16 protein-coding genes and 1 pseudogene are annotated in these 19,110 nt (G+C 71.5%); 7 read left to right on the forward strand and 10 right to left on the reverse strand.

All coding sequences use genetic code 11. From position 1 onward, the window contains the following. The first annotated feature begins 40 nt into the window (after window positions 1-40). Window positions 41-2,413: a LuxR C-terminal-related transcriptional regulator gene (locus ACFUO4_RS27725; RefSeq protein WP_383489894.1), complete on the forward strand. Its 2,373-nt coding sequence runs from the start codon at window positions 41-43 to the stop codon at window positions 2,411-2,413. Window positions 2,414-2,670: 257 nt separating this feature from the next. On the opposite strand, the gene ACFUO4_RS27730 is transcribed toward ACFUO4_RS27725, so the two are convergent. From ACFUO4_RS27730 to ACFUO4_RS27740, 3 genes and pseudogenes are all read right to left on the reverse strand, one after another. Beyond that, complete coding sequence (locus tag ACFUO4_RS27730; RefSeq protein ID WP_383490732.1) at window positions 2,671-4,218, reverse strand: M4 family metallopeptidase; 1,548 nt, start codon at window positions 4,216-4,218, stop codon at window positions 2,671-2,673. A gap of 333 nt (window positions 4,219-4,551) precedes the next feature. Further along, a pseudogene (locus ACFUO4_RS27735) lies at window positions 4,552-5,067 on the reverse strand (GNAT family N-acetyltransferase); the annotation flags it as partial. A gap of 73 nt (window positions 5,068-5,140) precedes the next feature. Beyond that, window positions 5,141-5,716, reverse strand: a complete 576-nt coding sequence (locus tag ACFUO4_RS27740) for a TerD family protein (protein WP_059195829.1) — start codon at window positions 5,714-5,716, stop codon at window positions 5,141-5,143. A 157-nt stretch (window positions 5,717-5,873) separates the two neighbouring features. Here ACFUO4_RS27740 and arfB point away from each other — a divergent pair, with 157 nt between their 5' ends. Further along, window positions 5,874-6,311: an alternative ribosome rescue aminoacyl-tRNA hydrolase ArfB gene (gene arfB, locus ACFUO4_RS27745; RefSeq protein ID WP_079306961.1), complete on the forward strand. Its 438-nt coding sequence runs from the start codon at window positions 5,874-5,876 to the stop codon at window positions 6,309-6,311. Window positions 6,312-6,639: 328 nt separating this feature from the next. On the opposite strand, the gene ACFUO4_RS27750 is transcribed toward arfB, so the two are convergent. Both ACFUO4_RS27750 and ACFUO4_RS27755 read right to left on the reverse strand, forming a co-directional pair. Beyond that, on the reverse strand, window positions 6,640-7,116 hold the full coding sequence (locus ACFUO4_RS27750; protein ID WP_383489897.1) for a GNAT family N-acetyltransferase: 477 nt from the start codon (window positions 7,114-7,116) through the stop codon (window positions 6,640-6,642). A gap of 46 nt (window positions 7,117-7,162) precedes the next feature. After that, complete coding sequence (locus tag ACFUO4_RS27755) at window positions 7,163-7,645, reverse strand: flavin reductase family protein (RefSeq protein ID WP_383490734.1); 483 nt, start codon at window positions 7,643-7,645, stop codon at window positions 7,163-7,165. A gap of 398 nt (window positions 7,646-8,043) precedes the next feature. Here ACFUO4_RS27755 and cdgB point away from each other — a divergent pair, with 398 nt between their 5' ends. Next, on the forward strand, window positions 8,044-9,696 hold the full coding sequence (gene cdgB / locus ACFUO4_RS27760) for a diguanylate cyclase CdgB (protein WP_079306957.1): 1,653 nt from the start codon (window positions 8,044-8,046) through the stop codon (window positions 9,694-9,696). A 120-nt stretch (window positions 9,697-9,816) separates the two neighbouring features. Further along, complete coding sequence (locus ACFUO4_RS27765; protein ID WP_079306955.1) at window positions 9,817-10,779, forward strand: CBM35 domain-containing protein; 963 nt, start codon at window positions 9,817-9,819, stop codon at window positions 10,777-10,779. A 7-nt stretch (window positions 10,780-10,786) separates the two neighbouring features. Here the strand turns inward: ACFUO4_RS27765 and ACFUO4_RS27770 are convergent, their stop codons facing one another. The 3 genes from ACFUO4_RS27770 to ACFUO4_RS27780 all read right to left on the reverse strand — a co-directional run bounded on the left by ACFUO4_RS27770 (window position 10,787) and on the right by ACFUO4_RS27780 (window position 13,984). Further along, window positions 10,787-11,716 (reverse strand): 1-phosphofructokinase family hexose kinase, encoded by a 930-nt coding sequence (locus tag ACFUO4_RS27770; RefSeq protein WP_383489901.1) that lies wholly within the window; start codon window positions 11,714-11,716, stop codon window positions 10,787-10,789. Between the two features lie 115 nt (window positions 11,717-11,831). Beyond that, entirely contained in the window at window positions 11,832-13,043 is a 1,212-nt protein-coding gene (nagA, locus tag ACFUO4_RS27775) for an N-acetylglucosamine-6-phosphate deacetylase (protein ID WP_079306954.1), read from the reverse strand. Then, window positions 13,043-13,984: an ROK family protein gene (locus ACFUO4_RS27780; RefSeq protein ID WP_383489904.1), complete on the reverse strand. Its 942-nt coding sequence runs from the start codon at window positions 13,982-13,984 to the stop codon at window positions 13,043-13,045. The genes nagA and ACFUO4_RS27780 overlap by 1 nt, the downstream gene beginning before the upstream one ends. Before the next feature lie 90 nt (window positions 13,985-14,074). On the opposite strand from ACFUO4_RS27780, the gene ACFUO4_RS27785 reads away from it, so the two are divergent. The 3 genes from ACFUO4_RS27785 (at window position 14,075) to otsB (ending at window position 16,578) form a co-directional block, all read left to right on the forward strand. After that, entirely contained in the window at window positions 14,075-15,355 is a 1,281-nt protein-coding gene (locus ACFUO4_RS27785) for an ABC transporter substrate-binding protein (protein ID WP_383489907.1), read from the forward strand. A 43-nt stretch (window positions 15,356-15,398) separates the two neighbouring features. Beyond that, entirely contained in the window at window positions 15,399-15,626 is a 228-nt protein-coding gene (locus tag ACFUO4_RS27790; RefSeq protein ID WP_079307019.1) for a DUF3263 domain-containing protein, read from the forward strand. Between the two features lie 64 nt (window positions 15,627-15,690). Then, complete coding sequence (otsB, locus tag ACFUO4_RS27795) at window positions 15,691-16,578, forward strand: trehalose-phosphatase (protein ID WP_383489910.1); 888 nt, start codon at window positions 15,691-15,693, stop codon at window positions 16,576-16,578. On the opposite strand, the gene ACFUO4_RS27800 is transcribed toward otsB, so the two are convergent. Beyond that, window positions 16,554-17,942, reverse strand: coding sequence for a trehalose-6-phosphate synthase (locus ACFUO4_RS27800; protein WP_383490736.1), 1,389 nt, complete (start codon window positions 17,940-17,942; stop codon window positions 16,554-16,556). The genes otsB and ACFUO4_RS27800 overlap by 25 nt on opposite strands. Before the next feature lie 94 nt (window positions 17,943-18,036). Continuing rightward, window positions 18,037-18,981 (reverse strand): glucosyl-3-phosphoglycerate synthase, encoded by a 945-nt coding sequence (locus ACFUO4_RS27805; protein ID WP_079306947.1) that lies wholly within the window; start codon window positions 18,979-18,981, stop codon window positions 18,037-18,039. Window positions 18,982-19,110 lie beyond the last annotated feature (129 nt).

Genomic DNA, 19,110 nt, shown 5'->3' on the forward strand with positions numbered 1-19,110 from the left:
GCCCGGGGCAGGTATCCGCTCACGCTGCCGAGGGGGCGCCATGGACAGCTTCGTACAGCCCGCGCTGCCGGCCCATGACACGGACGACACCGGGCTGCCCGCCGAACTCACCCGGTTCATCGGCCGCGAGGCCGAACTCGCCGAGATCCACGACGTGTTGCGGCGGGAGCGGCTGGTGACGCTGATGGGCCCGGGCGGGGTCGGCAAGACCCGGCTGGCGCTGCGCACGGCCCGGCGGATGCGGGAACGCTGCCCGGACGGCGTGTACTTCGTGGAACTGTCCGAGCTGCGCGACCCGGAGCTGCTGGCCAACGCGGTCGCCGCGGTCGTGGAGCTGCCCGAGCAGTCCGAGCGGGCGGCCCGCACCCCGCTGGAGGCGCTCATCGCCTACTTCGGGACCCGCGGGCTGCTGCTCGTCCTCGACACCTGCGAGCATCTCGTCGACGCCTGCGCGGTGTTCGTCCAGTCCGTACTGCGCCACTGCCCGCAGACGCGCATCCTGGCGACCAGCAGGCAGCCGCTGGACGCGCCCGGCGAACGGGTGCTCCAGGTGCTGCCGCTGCCCGTCATCGACCCGGACGACGACGCCCGCCCCGGCGCCGGACCCGGCGACGCCATGCTGCTGTTCGCCGAACGCGCGGCAGCGGTGGTCCGGGGCTTCGCCCTCACCGAGGCCAACCGCGGCCAGGTGGCTCGCCTGTGCCACCGCCTGGACGGCATCCCGCTGGCCATCGAACTGGCCGCCGTACGCCTGCGGGCACTCTCCCTGGAACAGCTCCTCGCCCGTCTCGACCACCGCTTCCGCCTCCTGTCCGGCGGCAGCCGCGGGGTCCTGCCCCGCCACCAGACGCTGCGCACGGCCATCGACTGGAGCCATGGACTGTGCACCGAGCAGGAGCAGTTGCTGTGGGTGCGGCTGTCGGTGTTCGCGGGGGAGTTCGAACTGACCGCCGCCGAGGAGGTCTGCGCCGGGCCCGGGCTGCCGCCCGAGGAGATCCTGGAGTGCCTGATCGGCCTGGTCGACAAGGCGATCGTGCTCCGCCTCGACGACGAGGGCGACGGCGGCGACGCCCGCTACCGCATGCTCGACACCATCCGCGAGTACGGCCGCGAGCGCCTCGCCGAGAGCGGCGCGGAGCCGGCGTACCGCATCCGCCACCGCGACCACTGCCTCGCCCTGGCCGAGGAGTTCGACGCCCGCTGGCTCACCCGCGACCAGGTGGTGTGGATGCGCAGGGCCTGGCGGGAGCGGGCCAGTCTGCGCTCGGCACTGGAGTTCTGCTGTACCGAACCCGGCGAGGCCGCCGCGGGCCTCCGCCTCGCCGCCGCCCTGTGGGGCCTGTGGCTCGGCACCGGACGCACGGTCGAGGGCCTGTACTGGCTGGAACGCCTGCTCCCCCTGTGCCCCGAACCGCACCCCGCCCGGGTGACCGCCCTGCGCGTGGCCGGCCATCTCAGCCTCATGTCCGGCGCCCACGGCCGCGGCCTGGAGCTGACCGCCCGCGCCGAGGACACCGCGCACGACGGCGGCGACTCGGTCGACGCGGCCTACGTCGTCTTCAACCGCGGCCTCGCCCACACCCTGGTCGGCGAGGCCGACTGGGCGCTGGAACGGCTCACGGACGCCCGCGAGCGCTTCGCCGCCCTCGGCGAACGGGGCGGCGAGGCTTGGATGCTGGGCACGATGTGCGGGGCGTACGTCTGCGCCGGCGAGTACGACAAGACGCTCGCCACCTGCGAGGAGACCCGCCCGGTCCTGGAGCCGCTGGGGGAGCGCTGGGTGCAGGGCTGGGTCGGCTGGATCCGGGGCTGCGCCCTGTGGGGGCTGGGCCGGCACGAGGAGGCGGCCGCCGCACTGCGTTCCGCCCTCACGATGTGCCTGGAGATCAACCACACCCAGGGCATCGCCTTCTCCCTCGACACCCTCGGCTGGATCGCCGCCGCCGAGGGCCGCTACGGGCGGGCGGCCGCGCTGCTGGGCGCCGCCGACCGGCTGTGGGAGAGGTTCCACGACCCGCGGCTCGGCATCCCCGCCATGCACCGGGCCCACGCCGAGGCGACGGCCGCCACCCGAGGCGCCCTCGGCGAGCGCCGCCACGAGGAGCTGTACGCCGCCGGGGCCGCCCTGTCCCTTCAGGAGGCCGTCGACCGTGCTGTCGCCGAGAGCCGCACGGCGGCCACGAGAACGGGCGCCGAACGTCCCCGGAACCACGGAGGGTGGGCCGCGCTCACCGCCCGGGAGCGAGAGATCGCGGCCCTGGTCGCGGAGGGCCTGTCGAACCGCCGTATCGCCGAACGGCTCAGCATCTCCAAGCGCACCGTGGATTCGCACATGGAGCACATCATGGGCAAGCTCGGCTATGCGTCCCGCACCCAGATCGCCACTCTCGCGGTGGCCCAGCCCGTCGCCTGAGGCTGAGGGGCCGCCCGGCGCGTGCTGATGATCCGCCGACAGATCACCGTACGCACCGGACGGCCTCGGGCCCCTTCGGCGGCAACGCCGGACAGGGCGATGCCGTCGTCGCCGATCACCATGACGAGCGGGCTCTGTGGTCGCACCCCGCACAGTCTGTGCCCGGTCCGCCGCCACCCGCATCGGCAACAACACCGAATCCGGATACCTAAGCCGCCGAGGCGGACGACCTGGGTATGCCCACGGGAGCCGTACGGCTACTGGACGTTGACGGCCTTCCAGGCCGCGGCCACCGCGTTGTACTCGGCGCTGCCCGCGCCGTACAGGTCGCTCGCCGCCTTCAGGGTGCCGGTGCGGGCGCCCGCGTAGTCGGTCGAGGAGGTGAAGTACGTCGTCAGGGCCTTGTACCAGATCTGGTAGGCCTTGGCGCGGCCGATGCCGGTGACCGTGGAGCCGTCGTACGTGGGCGAGTTGTAGCTCACCCCGTTGATCGTCTTCGCGCCGCTGCCCTCGCTCAGCAGATAGAAGAAGTGGTTGGCGACGCCGGACGAGTAGTGCACGTCGAGCCGGCCCACAGTGCGCGACCAGTAGTCGGCCGAGCCGCCGTCCTTGCTGGGCTTGTCCATGTAGCGCAGCGGGGTGCCGTCGCCGTTGATGTCGATCTTCTCGCCGATGAGGTAGTCACCGGCGTCGGCGGAGTTGTTCGCGAAGAACTCCACCGAGGTGCCGAAGATGTCGGAGGTCGCCTCGTTGAGGCCGCCCGACTCCCGGCTGTACTTCAGTCCCGCGGTCGCCGCCGTGAGCCCGTGGCTCATCTCGTGCCCCGCGACATCGAGCGAGGTCAGCGGGTGGGAGTTGCCCGAGCCGTCGCCGTACGTCATGCAGAAGCAGCTGTCGTTCCAGAAGGCGTTGACGTACGCGTTGCCGTAGTGCACCCGCGAGTAGGCGGCCTTGCCGTCACCGGCGATGCCGTTGCGGTTGAACGCGGACTTGTAGAAGTCCCAGGTGACGGCGGCACCGTAGGCCGCGTCCACGGCGGCGGTCTGCCGGTTGGCCGGGTTGCCGTCGCCCCAGGCGTCGTCGGCGTCGTGGAAGAGGGTGCCGGTCCCGGACGTACCCCCGTTCAGGTCGTACGTCTTGTGTCCACCACGCCCGGAGTCGACGAGGTCGAAGCCCCCCGACCCGGAAGCGGTGGTGCCGAGCGCCACGGTCCCGCTGTACTCACTGGTGCCCGTGCCGGTGTCGATGCCCTGGTACTCGTAGATCTTCTTGCCGGTCGTGGCGTCGGTGATGACGTGCAGCTCGCTCGGGGTGCCGTCGTGCTGGAGCCCCTTGACGACGGACTCGTAGGCGAGGACGGGCCTGGCCCCGGCGGCCCAGACCACCTTGCGGGCGGAGGCACTCCCGGAACCGGCGTCGGCGAGCGCGGCCTTCTTGGCGGCGCCGGCGGATATCCGGGCGTCCGTCGACGCGACGGCTATCCGGGCGCCGGTCGCCTTGCTGACACCCTTGAGCGCGCCGCCCTTCGCCACGTGGGTGACCAGGTCGCCGCCGAGGACGGGCAGACCGGCGTAGGTGCGCTCGTAGCGGGTGTGGACGGTGCCGTCGGCGTCCTTCACGACGTCCCGGACGACGAGCGCCTCCTGGGCGCCGAGCCCGAGCTCGGCGGCGGTCGAAGCGGCAGCGTCCTGCGCCGACTTCAGCGCGGCGGCACGAGCCGAGGCGCTGAGCGGGAGGGCGTGCGCCCCGCCGGCGGACTCGGGGGCCGCGGTGGCGGCACCGTTCTGCAGCGCGAGCACGACCATCGCCGCCGAGCCGATGAGGGCGGCGGCGCGCAGGGTGGTCGTACGGGGAGTGCGGGAGGCGCTGGGGGTGCGGGACTGCAGTCTCACTCGGTCTCCTTCGGGCCGGCCCCGCAGGTGTCGAGGCACAGGCGAGGCACATGGCTGGCACAGGTGGGGCACAGAGTTGCGGCGAGCGAGGAGAGGGTGACACCCGGAACGGCCCGTTTGACAGGCCGCCGTCAAGACTTTACGTGTTCTTGTCCGAAAGTCAGTAGCCGAGATCCGCTATGCGGACACCTGACCCATGGTCAACTCTCCGCTTGTTCAGCGGAGTCGGTGCCGAAACTGTCACTCCTGGCGCAGCACCTTGCGCAGAACGGCACAGGGGCGGCCGAGCTGGAGGTCGGCGCGGTGCCCGATGACCTCGAAACCGAGGGCCGTCCAGAAGGCGAGTGCCTTGGGGTTGTTGTCGAGGACGGCGAGACGCACGGCGGTGCGGCCGGCCGCGCGGAACCGCTCCTCGACAAGACCCGCGACCTGGGTGCCGACCCCCTGCCGATGCGCGGCCGCGTCGACCATCAGCAGCCCGATCCAAGGATCGGGGTCGTCGGGATCGGGATGACGGGCGAGAGTGATCACCACCCCCACCACCCTGCCCGCGCTCCGGGCGAGCAGCACCTCCGCACCCGGGTCGGCCAACTCGTCGGCCAGCGCGGCGGCCACCTGCTCGGGACGGATGTCGTCCGGGTCGGGGAAGTCGCCGCTGAGGGCGTGGAACTCGCGGTTGGAGGCGTAGAGCGCGGTGAGTTCGGTGAGCAGGGGGGCCGGAATGTCGTGATCGGCCGTCAGGGGAAGCGATTCGAGGCGCACGCGGCGACGCTACCCCCGGACAAGCGGGAACCCCCGGCCGAAGCCGGGGGTTCCCGCTGCGATCCGACGAACGTCAGACGTTGACGCCGAAGTCCTGTGCGATACCGACCAGGCCGGAGGCGTAGCCCTGGCCGACGGCGCGGAACTTCCACTCCGCGCCGTTGCGGTACAGCTCGCCGAAGACCATGGCGGTCTCGGTGGCCGCGTCCTCGGACAGGTCGTAGCGCGCGATCTCGGCGCCGCCGGCCTGGTTGACGATGCGGATGTAGGCGTTGCGGACCTGGCCGAAGTTCTGCGAGCGGTTCTCCGCGTCGTAGATCGAGACCGGGAAGACGATCTTGTCGATGTCGGCCGGCAGACCGGCCAGGTTGACGTTGATCGCCTCGTCGTCGCCCGCGCCCTCGCCGGTGCGGTTGTCACCGGTGTGGACGATGGTGTTGTCCGGGGTCTGCTTGTTGTTGAAGAACACGAAGTGGGCGTCGGAGTAGACCTTGCCCTGCGTGTTGACCGCGATCGCGGAGGCGTCGAGGTCGAAGTCCGTACCGGTGGTCGTGCGGACGTCCCAGCCGAGGCCCACGGTGACGGCGGTCAGGCCCGGAGCCTCCTTGGTGAGCGAGACGTTGCCACCCTTGGACAGGCTTACAGCCATGGTTGGGAGTCCTTTCCCTCGTTTATGTACGGCTCGAAGCTACATCTACCCCTATGAACGCCGAGAGGGGTAGCGAAGGTTCCAGCTGTCTTTACTTTCTTTACCGAACGGACGGTGAACGATATTCGCGTGACGTGTGCCGGTCAGACGAGGGACGATGGGCGGCATGTCCGGTCCTTACGTCATCCGCGGCTCCGTCTCCCTCCCCGAGGCCGAGCTCCAGTGGCGTTTCTCGCGCTCCTCCGGACCCGGCGGCCAGCACGTCAACACCAGCGACTCCCAGGTGGAACTCCGCTTCGACCTGGCCAACACGGACTCGCTCCCGGACGTCTGGAAGGCCCGGGCCCTGGAGCGGCTGGCGTCCCGCCTGGTGGACGGCGTCATCACCGTCCGCTCCTCCGAGCACCGCTCCCAGTGGCGCAACCGCGAGACCGCGGCGGTGCGCCTGGCGGCGCTGCTGGCCGAGGCGACGGCTCCGCCGCCCAAGCCCCGGAAGCCGACGCGCATTCCGAGGGGCATCAACGAACGCCGGTTGAGGGAGAAGAAGCAGCGCTCGGAGACGAAGCGAGGCAGGACGGGCCGGGACTGGGGCTGACGGCGGTCGGCCGACTGCGGTCCGGTCGCGCCCACGCGACGGAGCCGCACATGGAGACAGCCCCGCGCCCCTGAGGGCGTTGCAGTCAGACGCGTACCCCCACGGCGCGGCACCCGGCGACGGCGGGAAGGGGATGTGTCGGGGGGTGTCCGCCCGCAGCGGTTGGCGCGTCAACACGGGCGCCCTCTAAAAGTGACCGATTCCGCGCCGTTCCGAGGACGGACACCCCCCGGCGCGGCCCCGCCCCCCACCGAACCGCACCCGCCCCCCGCCCCCCACCGAGCCGCACCCGCCCCCCGCCCCCACCGAACCGCACCCGCCCCCGCCGTCACAGCCCGAGCACCCCCACCACCTCACCCTCCACGGTCTCCCCGTTCGGCCGGAACCCCAGCCCGAGATAGAAGTTCTCGGGGCCGTGCTCCCCGGGATGCCAGGTGACGTACAGCTCGTCGCCGCCCCGCCGCCGGATCTCCGCCGCCACCGACTCCACCGCGAACCGCCCGTACCCCCGCCCCTGCGCGCCCGCGTCGATGTTCAGCCGCCACAGCCCGGACCGGATGACGGTGCCGGCGTCGCCCCAGTCGATGTCGAGGAAGGCCATGAGGAAGCCGACCGGACGGGCGTCGTCGCCGTCGACGATGAGGCGCGGCCAGGCGGTGCCGGGATGGACGTACGCCTCGGCGAGCGACTTCACCACCGGGGACACCGCGAATTCCTGCTCGGGGCGGACGCGAATAGCGAGGGCGGCGTCGATATTGCGCGGGGTTATTTCTTCGAGACGGGGGCCGGAGCCGGACACGATCATGCGGGGCACCCTAGAACGGTCCCCGCTCGCCCACACCCCGATTACCTCACCCCAACTGCCGGTAGCGCCCCCGGAAATACGTCAGCGGCCCCCCGTCCGCACTCGGCACCCGTGCCGTCAGGACGCGCCCGATCACCAGCGTGTGGTCCCCGGCCGTGACGCGCTGCTCCGTGCGGCACTCCAGGGTCGCCAGCGCGCCCCCGACGAGCACGGCGCCGGTCGCCGAGCCGCGGACGTAGGGGATGTCCTCGAAGAGCAGACGGTCGCTGAGCCGGCCCTTCATCGCGAAGCGCCCCGCGATGTGCCGCTGGCTCTCGGCGAGGACGGAGACGGCCCAGAAGGGCTGTTCGTCGAGGAGGTCGTCCATGCGGGAGCCCTCACGCAGGCTGACCAGCACCAGCGGCGGATCGAGGGACACCGACATGAACGAGGTCGCCGTCATGCCGACGTCCTCGCCCTTGGGCCCCTCCGCGTCCAGCGGTGGCTCGAAGGCGGTCACCAGGACCACACCCGCGGCCAGCCGGGACATGGCGGCGCGGAACTCGTCGTTGCTCACCCCCTCAGGATGCCCGGAGGGGAGGACGGTGGCGGTGGGGGCTGTGTTCGGCACGTCGGGAACGCTAGTGTCCGCCCGGTGGCCGCCGCATCGGACCTCAGCCCGAACCCGGACCTAGGACCCCCGACCTACCGGCTCATAGGCACACCGCACATGCCTACAAAGTTTGCGTTCAGTAAACGCACAGCGAAAACGCAGAAACTCCACTCAATTGTTCATCTTTAGCTGTGACTTGAGTCACAAGGGGCATTAATTGTTGACCCTGTGTACCGAGTGGGCAGCGCGCTGTGATTCAGTGGCGGGGAAGCTGCCAGAACGATACGCCGATGAGAACCCTTGATTCGCTGCGAGGTCTCGGGGGGAGGGCGAGCATGGAGACCGAGTCGGAGCCCTACGTCCGTCTTGCCTCTCTGCGGCAACTGCATCAGGTCATGGCGGACATGAACACCGCCCGGTCTCTTGCGGACACCCTGCAGACGGTCGCGGACGGCGTCGTCAACGGCCTCGGCTACGAACTGGCGTGCGTCAACCTCGTCCGCCCCGACGGCGACCTCGTCGTCGCCGCCTTCGCCGGCAACCCCGCCGCCGAGGCGCTGATCACCGGCCGGGTCGGCTCCCGCGAGTCCTGGGAGCGCCGGCTGAGCATGGGCGAGAACTGGGGCGACCTGGTCTTCATCCCGCACACCGAGGGCTGGGTCCTCGACGACGACGACGTGCCGCAGTGGTACACCGACGGCCCCGCCCCCCGCTTCGAGGACGAGTGGCACCCCTCCGACCGGCTCTTCGCGCCCATGTTCACGCCGGGCGTGCAGGGCGGCTCGTGCGGCGAGCTGATCGGCGTGCTGTCGGTGGACCGGCCGCGCAACGGCCGACGACCGGGCGCGTGGGGGCGTGAAGCGCTCCAGATGTACGCGTTCCAGGCCGCGATCGCGATCAGCAACGCGCGCCTGAGGGCCAACATGCAGCGCGCACTGGTCAGACTCGAACGCGAGCAGCAGGCCCTGCGCGCCAGCGAGGAGAGCTTCCGGCAGGCCTTCGAGTACGCCCCCTCCGGCATGGCCATCGCCGAGATGGGCGGCGACCAGCACGGCCGCATCCTCAGGACGAACGACGCGCTGTGCCGCCTCCTCGGCCGCCCCGCGTCCGCGATGCGCCGCTACTCCTTCTCCGACCTCGTCCACCCCGAGGACATAGGCACCCTGCTGCGCACCTCGGCGGAGGGCGGCCGCGCGGAGCTGCGCCTGGGCCGGCGCGACGGCACGTACGTCTGGGTCTCGCTGCGCAACTCGGTCGTCGCCGACGCCGCGGACGGCCCCCGCTTCCTCCTCACCCACGTCGAGGACATAGAGGACCGCAAGCGCCGCGAGCTCCAGCTCGCCCACCGCGCCTCCCACGACTCCCTGACCGGCCTGCCGAACTCCGCCGAACTGCGCGCCCGCCTCTCCTCCCGCCTGTGCCAGCGCCCCGCGCATCCGGGCGCCCTGGAGTCCCTGGACGCGGCCTACGGCCACCCCGCCTTCGACGCGCACGGCCACGGCTTCGACTTCCGGCCCGGCGCCGATTCCTTCGACGCCTACGACCACCATGTGCACACCGTCGCCCCCGAGAGCGACCAGGACGACGGCACCAAGGGGCTCGCGGTCCTCTTCTGCGACCTCGACGGCTTCAAGTCGATCAACGACCGGTTCGGGCACAACGCCGGTGACGCGGTTCTCATCGAGGTCGCCCGCCGGCTGACCCGGCAGGTCCGCGACGGCGACACCGTCGCCCGGCTCGGCGGTGACGAGTTCGTCATCCTCGCCGACGGCCTCGGCCGCGCCGACGCCGCCGACCTCGCCGTCCGCCTGCGCAACGAGATCATCCAGCCCATCCGCGCCGAGGGCCGGGCCGTCCGGGTGGGCGCCAGCTTCGGCATCGGCTGGGCGCACTGCGGCATGACCGCCGACGAAGTGCTGAAGTCGGCCGACGAGCGGATGTACGTAGAGAAACGATCTCGTCCCAAACAGCACAGGCGCGCGGGATGATCCCCAGGTCAGAGAGCTGATGCGATCCGAGTCACCCGTTTGGGTCAGCTGGAGCGGGTAGGCTCGCCCTTCTGACCCCGTGTATCGCATCCGCCCGCACCTGGTGAGGAGTACCAAGGGATGACGTCCGGCAACAACGGCGCCAGCACGCCCGAGGACGACGACCCGTTCGGCTACCTCTACGCCGACGGGCAGGCCAACGGAGCCCAGCCGCCCTCCGGCGGCTACGGCTACCCGAACACCGTCAACCGGGTACGCCCCGTCGGACAGCGCCAGTACGGCCAGCAGCAGGCGACCGCGCCGTACGGACAGGTTCCGCAGCAGCAGGCACCGCAGCAAGGCGCCTACGGCCAGCCGACCAACGCGCACTACGCCGCTCCGGAGACGTTCCCGGGCGGCGCCCCCACCACGCAGCAGCAGCCGTACGGCGGCCATGGCGGCAACGGCGGCGGCCGCGGCCGCGGGCCCAACACCAAGGGTCTGCTGATCGGCGCCATCGCGGTGGTCGCCGCGGTCGTCATCGGCATCGGCGTGGCCATGCTCGGCGGTGACGACGACAAGGACGCGGGCGGCAGCGACGCCTCCAGCACCCCGTCCGCCCAGCAGAGCAGCGAGCCGAGCCCCTCGAAGACCTCCACCGAGGTGACCGAGGAGGACCTGCCGAAGATCGACGCGAAGGCGCTGTCGCTGAGCCCGGGCATCACCACCGCGTCCGACGTCGAGGGCGCCAAGGCCGACGGCGGGATCTACCTCAACGGCTTCAACCAGGTCGGCGCCTCGGTCACGTGGAACGTGAGCGGCATCCCGAAGAGCGGCAAGTACACGCTGTACACGGGCTACAGCGTCCCCGGCAAGGACGCCACCGCGACCCTCTCGATCAACGGCACGCCCTCCACCACCCCGGTCGGCATGGACAACTACGCCCACGCCGCCGAGGGCGACTACGCCAAGGGCTGGACGCAGACGTACAACTACGTCCAGCTCAACAAGGGCAGCAACACCATCAAGATCTCCTGCGAGCAGGGCAACCAGTGCGACGCCCTCCTCGACCAGCTGTGGCTGGTGAAGGGCTGGGTCAAGTAGGAGCCGGTCAGGCCGCGTTGACCCCGCCGGTCACCGCGACCCGCCCCAGCAGCTCCTCGTAGGCCTTCCGGTCGAACTCGCCCGCCGCCGGCGCCGCGACCGTCGCCGCCGACAGGGCGACCGCGCGGGCCAGCCGGTCCGGCCACGGCAGGTGTTCCACCAGCCCCGACAGCAGTCCCGCGACCGCCGAGTCGCCGGCGCCGGTCGGGTTGCCGTGGACGCGGGCCGGCGGGGCGGCGCGCCAGCGGCCCTCGGGGGCGGCGGCGAGCAGGCCGTCGGTGCCGAGGGAGGCGACGACCGCGCGAGCGCCACGGCGCAGGGCGTCCTGCGTGGCCCGCAGCGGCTCGTGGGAGCCGGTCAGCTCGGCCAGTTCGTCGGCGTTCGGCTTGATGAGGTCGGGGCGGGCGGCCACGCCCCGGCGCAGCGGCTCCCCGCTGGTGTCGAGGAGCACCGGGACCCCGGCCGCCCGAGCCGTCCGTACCAGTCCCGCGTACGCGCCCACCGGCACGCCCGGCGGCAGACTGCCGCACAGGGCCACCGCGTCCGCCGACGCCAGGAGATCCTCGTACGCCTCCTGGAAGGCCGACCACTCCGCCGGGGTGACCGCGGGGCCCGGTTCGTTGAGCTGAGTCGTGTCGCCGGTCTGCTCGTCGACGACGGCGATGGTGCGGCGGGTGGCGCCGGAGACCGGGAGCAGCGCGTCGACCACGCCGGGCGTCGCGGTGAGCCGGTCCTGGATGACCCGGCCGGTGGCGCCGCCCGCGAAGCCGGTGACCGTCACCTCGTGCCCGAGGGCCGCCAGCACGCGGGCCACGTTCAGGCCCTTGCCGCCGGGGCGTTCCGTGACCTCGGAGACCCGGTGGGAGGCGTGCGGCTTGAGGGTCTGCACACGGTAGGTGATGTCGAGAGCGGTGTTCAGTGTGACCGTGAGGATCACCTGGGCCGACCTCCCCCGAAGACGTTGCTGAGCCGTTTGGTGGGGTGATCATGCCAAACGGACGGCGGTCGGCCCAGTCTCCCAGGACAACCGCCGCCCTCAACAGATGGACAGATCAGCCCAGTTGGGGATCGACCACCCATTCACCCCGGCGCATCACGCCCTTGAGTTCGAAGTCGGCGTCGAGAAGGACGAGGTCGGCGTACCTGCCGGGCTCCAGGGAGCCGACGCTGTCGGACATGCCCAGCAGCCGGGCCGGGTTGGCGGACAGCGCCGCGACGGCGTCCTCGACGGGCAGCCTGTCGACCGTCACGGCGCGCTTGAAGGCACGGTCGAGGGTGAGGGTGGAGCCCGCGATCGAGCCGCCCTCCACCAGCCGGGCCACGCCCTCACTCACCTCGACCTCCAGCGGACCGAGCATGTAGCGGCCGTCACCGAAACCGGCCGCGTCCATCGCGTCCGTGATGAACGCGACCCGGTCCGCGCCCTTGTGATGGAACGCCAGCTGGAGGGCGGCCGGGTGCAGATGCGTACCGTCGTTGATCAGCTCGACCGTGATGCGCTCGTCCTCCAGGAGGGCGGCGATCGGGCCGGGAGCGCGATGGCCGAGGGCGGGCATCGCGTTGAAGAGGTGGGTCGCGACGGTGGCGCCCGCGTCGATGGCTTGCACCGTCTGCTCGTACGTCGCGTCCGTGTGCCCGATCGCCGCGATGACGCCGTGCTCGGCGAGCAGCCGTACGGAGTCGAGGCCGCCGGGGAGTTCGGTGGCGAGCGTGACCATCCGGGCCTGGCCCCGTGCCGCGTCGATCAGCTTGCGGACCTCGGCCGGGTCGGGGTCGCGCAGCAGCTCCTCCGAGTGCGCGCCCTTGCGGCACGGCGAGATGAACGGGCCCTCGAAGTGGATGCCGGCGATGTCGCCCTGCTCGGCCAGCTCGGAGAGGAGACCGGCGCGTTGGGCGAGGAAGTCCATGTCGCCGGTGACGGTGGAGGCGACGAGGGTGGTGGTGCCGTGGAGGCGGTGGGTGTGGATGCCGCGGACCACGTCGTCCGCGGTGCCGGAGGTGAAAGAGGCTCCGCCGCCGCCGTGGTTGTGGATGTCGACGAACCCTGGGATGAGCCAGTGGCCGGTTACGTCGGTGATCTGGGCGTTCTCGGGTGCGCTTCCGGCAATGCGGGTGCCCTTGATGATCACTCGGCCGTTTTGGACGGTTCCGGTGGGGAGGACGACCGTGGCGCCGGACAGGATGAGGGGGGTGCTGTTCGATGCGGGGTGCGAGTCCGTCGTGGTTGATCGCGCAGTTCCCCGCGCCCCTAGCGGCGTTGCCATCAGGTCGCTACCTCCATGCCGTCAGTTGTTGTGAGGAGATCCCAGGCCAGTAGCCCGGCACCCAGGCAACCCGCCGTGTCGCCCAGTGCCGCCGGGACCACCGACGGCAGCTTCTGGAAAGTGATGCGTTGCCGGATCGCGTCCCGCAGTGGTGTGAACAAGGTTTCCCCCGCCTCCGCCAGGCCGCCACCGATGATCAGGGTGCTGGGGTCCAGGAGGGTGAGGGCGGTGACCAGGCCGTCGGCGAGGGCGTCGACGGCGTTCTGCCAGACGTCCCGGGCCCGAGCGTCACCGGACTCGACCGCTTTCGCGCAGTCGGCCGCGCCCGCCTCCGGGTCCCCGGTCGCCGCGGCCCATGCGTCGCTGACCGCCGCCGCCGAGGCGTACCGCTCCAGGCAGCCGGCCTGCCCGCACGGACACGGGGTCCCTCCCGGCCGTACGACGATGTGGCCGATCTCGCCCGCGAAGCCGTGGGCCCCCGCCTCCACCCGGCCGCCGATGCCGATGGCGCCCGCGATGCCGGTGCCGAGGGGGACGAAGAAGAAACGGTCGGCGCCCTGACCGGCGCCGATCCGGCCCTCGGCGAGGCCGCCGGTGCGGACGTCGTGGCCGAGGGCGACGGGGGTGCCCAGGCGTTCGGTGAGCAGGGCGCGCAGCGGGACGTCGCGCCAGCCGAGGTTGGCGGCGTAGACGGCGACGCCCCGCTCCGCGTCGACGATGCCGGGGACGGCGACGCCGGCGGCGGACGCGGGCTCGCCGAGGTGCTCGGCGCCGTACGCGCGCAGCTCGGCGGCGAAGTCGAGGATGCCCTCGACGACCGCGTCCGGGCCGCGCTCACGGCCGGTGGCCCGGCGAGCCTGGTGGAGCAGCTCGCCGGAGGGGCCGACCAAGGCGGCCTTCATTCCGGTGCCGCCCACATCGAGGGCGATGACATGTCTCACGGGGGTAGTGTGGCCCGCCGACCCGTGAGAGGTCTAGTCCACTCACGTGGTGTAGACCTTATGTCTGACCTTTCGAAAGTTTCGGAGACCATGAGGGGCTTGGCAGTGCAGCGGCGTAGGACAGGAACGATCGCGGTGGTGTCCGCACTGGGCATGACGGCGGTTCTCGGCGGCTGCGGCCTCGGCGGGGACTCGGGGGACGTGACCCTGAAGCTGGTCGCCGCCGACTACGGGGACAGCGAGGCGAACAGCTCCCAGAAGTACTGGGACAAGCTGGTGGCGGAGTACGAGTCCGACCACCCGGGCGTGCGGGTCGACGTCAGCGTCTACTCCTGGAACGACGTCGACCGCAAGGTCAAGGAGATGGTCGCGGGCGGCGACGCCCCCGACATGGCGCAGATCGGCGCGTACGCCGACTACGCCCACGACGACCTCCTCTACTCGGCGGACGAACTGCTCTCCATCCCCACCCAGGCCGACTTCGTCTCGCAGCTCGCCACGGCCGGCGAGGTGGACTCGACGCAGTACGGGATGCCGTTCGCCTCCTCCACCCGGCTGCTCTTCTACAACAAGACCCTCTTCAGCAAGGCCGGGCTGACCCCGCCGACGACCTGGGACGAGCTCGCCGAGGACGCCGCCGCGCTGAAGGCGGAAGGCGTGAAGTACCCGTACGCGCTGCCGCTCGGTCCCGAGGAAGCGCAGGCCGAGACCATGCAGTGGCTGCTCAGCGGCGGGGGCGGCTACACCGAGGACACCGGCACCTACGGCATCGACTCCCCGGCGAACATCGACACCCTCACCTGGCTCAAGGACGACCTGGTCGGCAAGGGGCTGACCGGGCCGGTCGCGCCGGGGAAGCTGAACCGGGCGGACGCGTTCGCCGCGTTCGCGAACGGCCAGGTCGGCATGCTCAACGGGCATCCCACGCTGATGAAGACGGCCGCGGCGAAGGGCGTGAAGTTCGGCATGGTCCCGATGCCCGGCGTCGACGGCCCGACCAAGTACTCCATGGGCGTCGCCGACTGGATGACGGCGTTCAAGCAGAACGGGCACGCCGAGCAGATCGGGGACTTCCTCGACTTCGTCTACGACGAGAAGAACGTGCTCGCGTTCTCCCGCGAGTACGACCTGCTGCCGGTGACCATGTCGGCGTCCGACGCCATGAGCACGGCGAAGCAGGACCAGGACCTCAAGCCCTTCCTGACGGAACTCACCGGCTCCGAGCTGTATCCCGTCGGCAAGGTCTCCTGGGCGGAGGTCAGCGCGGCGGTCAAGCAGCGGATCGGCGAGGCGGTGACGGCCGGGGGCAGCCCGGCGGCGATCCTCAACGACCTCCAGTCGAAGGCGCAGATGGCGGAGAGCACGCAGTAGGCGGGGGTGGGGCTTGTCAGTGGCGGGGGCTACGGTCGTCGACATGAACGACCTGGCCCCCCGAGAACAGGCCATCCTCGCGCTGGAACGCCGCGGCTTCACCGGCCCCGGCGCGAAGGAACGCGCGATACGCGAGGAACTGGGCCTGGCCCCCGTCCGCTACTACCAACTGCTGAACGCCCTGCTGGACGATCCGCGGGCTTTGGCCCACGACCCGGTGACGGTGAACCGGCTGCGCAGGGTGCGAGAAGCCCGCAGATCGGAGAGGTGAGGCGGGTAGGGGCGGCGGGGGCGAGAAAAGGCATGTCATCCGCCCACGTGGATAGGGTCCCCCTATGGGCAGCCACAAGGACTCCACGGACGACTCCCTGCCGACGCCGACGCCGGTGACCCGGGCCGGACAGGACGGCCTCGCCGCGATGCTCGCGCACCCCGCGAAAACGATCGTGGCGCTCGACTTCGACGGCACCCTCGCCCCGATCGTCGCCGACCCGGAACAGGCCCGGGCCCACCCCGACGCCGTCTCCGCACTCGCCGCGCTCGCCCCGAAGATCGCCGCCGTCGCGGTGGTCACCGGCCGCCCCGCCGGAGTCGCCGTACGCCTCGGCGGCTTCGCCGGTGTCCCCGGTCTCGGACACCTCGTCGTCCTCGGCCACTACGGCGCCGAGCGCTGGGACGCCGTCACCGGCGAGGTCACCGCGCCCGCCCCGCACCCCGGTGTCGCCGCGGTCCGCGCCGAACTGCCCGGCTTCCTCGACGGCATCGGCGCCTGGCAGGGCACCTGGATCGAGGAGAAGGGGCGGGCCGTCGCGGTCCACACGCGCCGGGCCGAGGACCCGCAGGCCGCCTTCGACGCGCTGCGCGCCCCGCTCACCGACCTCGCCACCCGGCACGGCCTGATCGTCGAACCCGGCCGTCTCGTCCTGGAACTCCGTCCGCCCGGCATGGACAAGGGCGTGGCCCTGACGGACTACGTCCGCGAGCTGGGCGCCGAGGCCGTCCTCTACGCCGGCGACGACCTCGGAGACCTCCCCGCCTTCGCGGCGGTGGAAAAACTCCGCTCGGACGGCGTACCGGGGCTGCTGGTGTGCAGCGCGGGCAGCGAGGAGGTGGCGGAGCTGAAGGACCGGGCCGACCTGGTCGTGGACGGCCCGGCGGGGTTGGTAAGGCTGCTGGGGCAACTGGCGGAGGCCCTTCCTCAGGACCCCAACGCCGCCAGCTGATCGAGGAACCACTGCGCGGGCGGCAGCGCCGTGGCCGCGGCAGCCAGCCGCTTCGTGCGTTCCGCCCGCTCGCCCGGCGCCGTCGTCAGCGCCTCGTGCAGCGCGTCGGCCGTGCCGATCACGTCGTACGGGTTCACCACGATCGCGTCGTCGCCCAGCTCCTCGTACGCCCCCGCCTCCCGCGACAACACCAGCGTGCACCCCTCGTCGGAGACGACCGGCACCTCCTTCGCGACGAGGTTCATGCCGTCCCGGATGGGGTTGACGAGTGCCACGTCGGCGAGCCGGTACGCGGCGAGGGAGCGGGCGAAGTCGTCCTTGACGTGCAGCACCACCGGCGTCCAGCCCGGCGTGCCGTACGTCGAGTTGATCTCGTCCGCCAGTCGCTGCACCTCGGCCGTGTAGTCCCGGTAGACGGCCAGGTCCTGCCGGGACGGGTAGGCGAACGCCACGTGCACGACCCGCTCGCGCCATTCGGGCCGGGTCTCGAGCAGATGCTCGTACGCGCGCAGCCCCCGCACGATGTTCTTCGACAGCTCGGTCCGGTCGACCCGGACGATCGTCCGGCGCCCCTCGCCGATCTCGGCCCGCAGCGCCGCCATCCGTTCGTCGACGTCCGCCTCGTGCGACCGCTTGCGGAGGAAGTCCGCGTCCGCGCCGAGCCCGTGCACCCCGACCCGGGTGTCGCCGAGCCCGCCGGTGATCTCCGCCGCGCACGCTTCGAACGCCGACGCCCAGCGCCGGGTCAGGAACCCCAGCCGGTCGGCGCCCAGCATGCCCCGCAGCACCTGCTCGGCCACGTCGTCCGGCAGCATCCGGAAGTACTCCGGCGGCGCCCACGGGGTGTGCGAGAAGTGGCCGATCCGCAGGTCGGGGCGGAGCGCGCGGAGCATGCCCGGCACCAGGGTGAGGTGGTAGTCCTGCACGACGACCGCCGCGCCCTGCGCCGCCTCCTGCGCGAGCGCCTCGGCGAAGGCGCGGTTGTACGTCTCGTACGACGCCCACTGGCGCCGGAACTCCGCGTCGAAGACCGGCTCCAGCGGGGTCTGGTACAGCATGTGGTGGACGAACCACAGGACCGAGTTGGCGATGCCGTTGTACGCGTCCGCGTGCACGTCGGCCGGGATGTCGAGCATCCGTACCCCGGCCTCGCCCACCCCGCGCCGCACTGCCTCGCGGTCGCCGTCGCCGAGCGCCGAGCACACCCACAGCGCGTCCGCGTCCGCCCCGATCGCCGACAGCCCCGAGACCAGCCCACCGCCACCGCGCCGGGCGGCCAGCGTGCCGTCCGCCTGGACCTCGTACGAGACCGGTCCCCGGTTGGAGGCCACCAGTACCCGCGCAGAACCGAACGTTGAAGCGATACGAGCCATACGGATCAACCTAGCCCGGGCACGGATTGCTCAAACGTTCGTCCGGTTCCCCGGGGCCTGGCGGTGGCCTGGTGGCCCGGAGGACTCAGGCCACCTTCCGTTCCGCGTACTCGGCGATCTCCACCATCGGCGGGCGTTCCTCGGTGTCCACGGAGTAGGTGCGCGGTTCGAAGCCGCTCGCACCGCGCTCGAACTGGGTGAGGGCGGGGCGGATCAGGTGGCCGCGGGCCAGGCGGAGCTGGGCCGTGCGGTAGATCGCGGCGGACATCCGGCCGAGCGCCTGGCCGTCCTGGTGGCGGTGCTTGCGGACGCCCACGTCGACCTGGGCGAGCGCGTCGAGGCCGACCAGGTGCAGGGCGTCGACCAGCATGCCGAGCTCGATGCCGTAGCCGACGGGGAAGGGGAGCTGTTCCAGCAGGCTGCGCCGGGCCGCGTACTCGCCGCCCAGGGGTTGCACGAAGCCCGCCAGCTGCGGCCAGTGCATGTTGAGCAGCGGGCGGGCCATCAGTTCGGTCACCCGGCCGCCCTGCCCGGCCGCGCCGCCCAGCGGACGGTCGTACATGGCCTTGACCAGGTCGACGCCGGGCTCGGTGAGCAGCGGGCCGACGATCCCCGCGACGAAGTCGGAGGAGAACTCCTTCAGGTCGGCGTCGATGAAGCAGACGATGTCGCCGCTGGTCACCAGCAGCGACCGCCACAGCACCTCGCCCTTGCCGGGCACGGTGGGGATGCGGGGCAGGATCTCGTCGCGGTGCACCACCGTGGCCCCGGCCGCGGCCGCCACCTGCGACGTCCGGTCGGTCGACCCGGAGTCGACGACGACGATCTCGTCGACGAGCGGGACCTGCTGCATGAGGTCGTGACGGATGATCGCGACGATGTCGCCGACCGTCTCCTCCTCGTTGAGCGCGGGCAGCACGACGCTGACCGTCTGTTTCGTGCGTTGCTTGGCGGCCAGGAGCTGGTGGAGCGGGCGATCGGTCACGGACCAGGAGCGGGTGGTCAGCCAGCGCTCGACTTCGTTCAGCACAGTGCGCGGCTCCTCTGCGTTCTCTCGGCGAGTCTGGACCCGGCTGTGATCCATCTCGCGGTTCGGACGACTATCTCAACTGTCCTGGTCGTCGGTTACAGTCTTGAACAACGCGGATGACCATCGCAT

It is taken from the genome of Streptomyces sp. NPDC057280 (genome assembly GCF_042668605.1).
Taxonomy (GTDB): Bacteria; Actinomycetota; Actinomycetes; order Streptomycetales; family Streptomycetaceae; genus Streptomyces.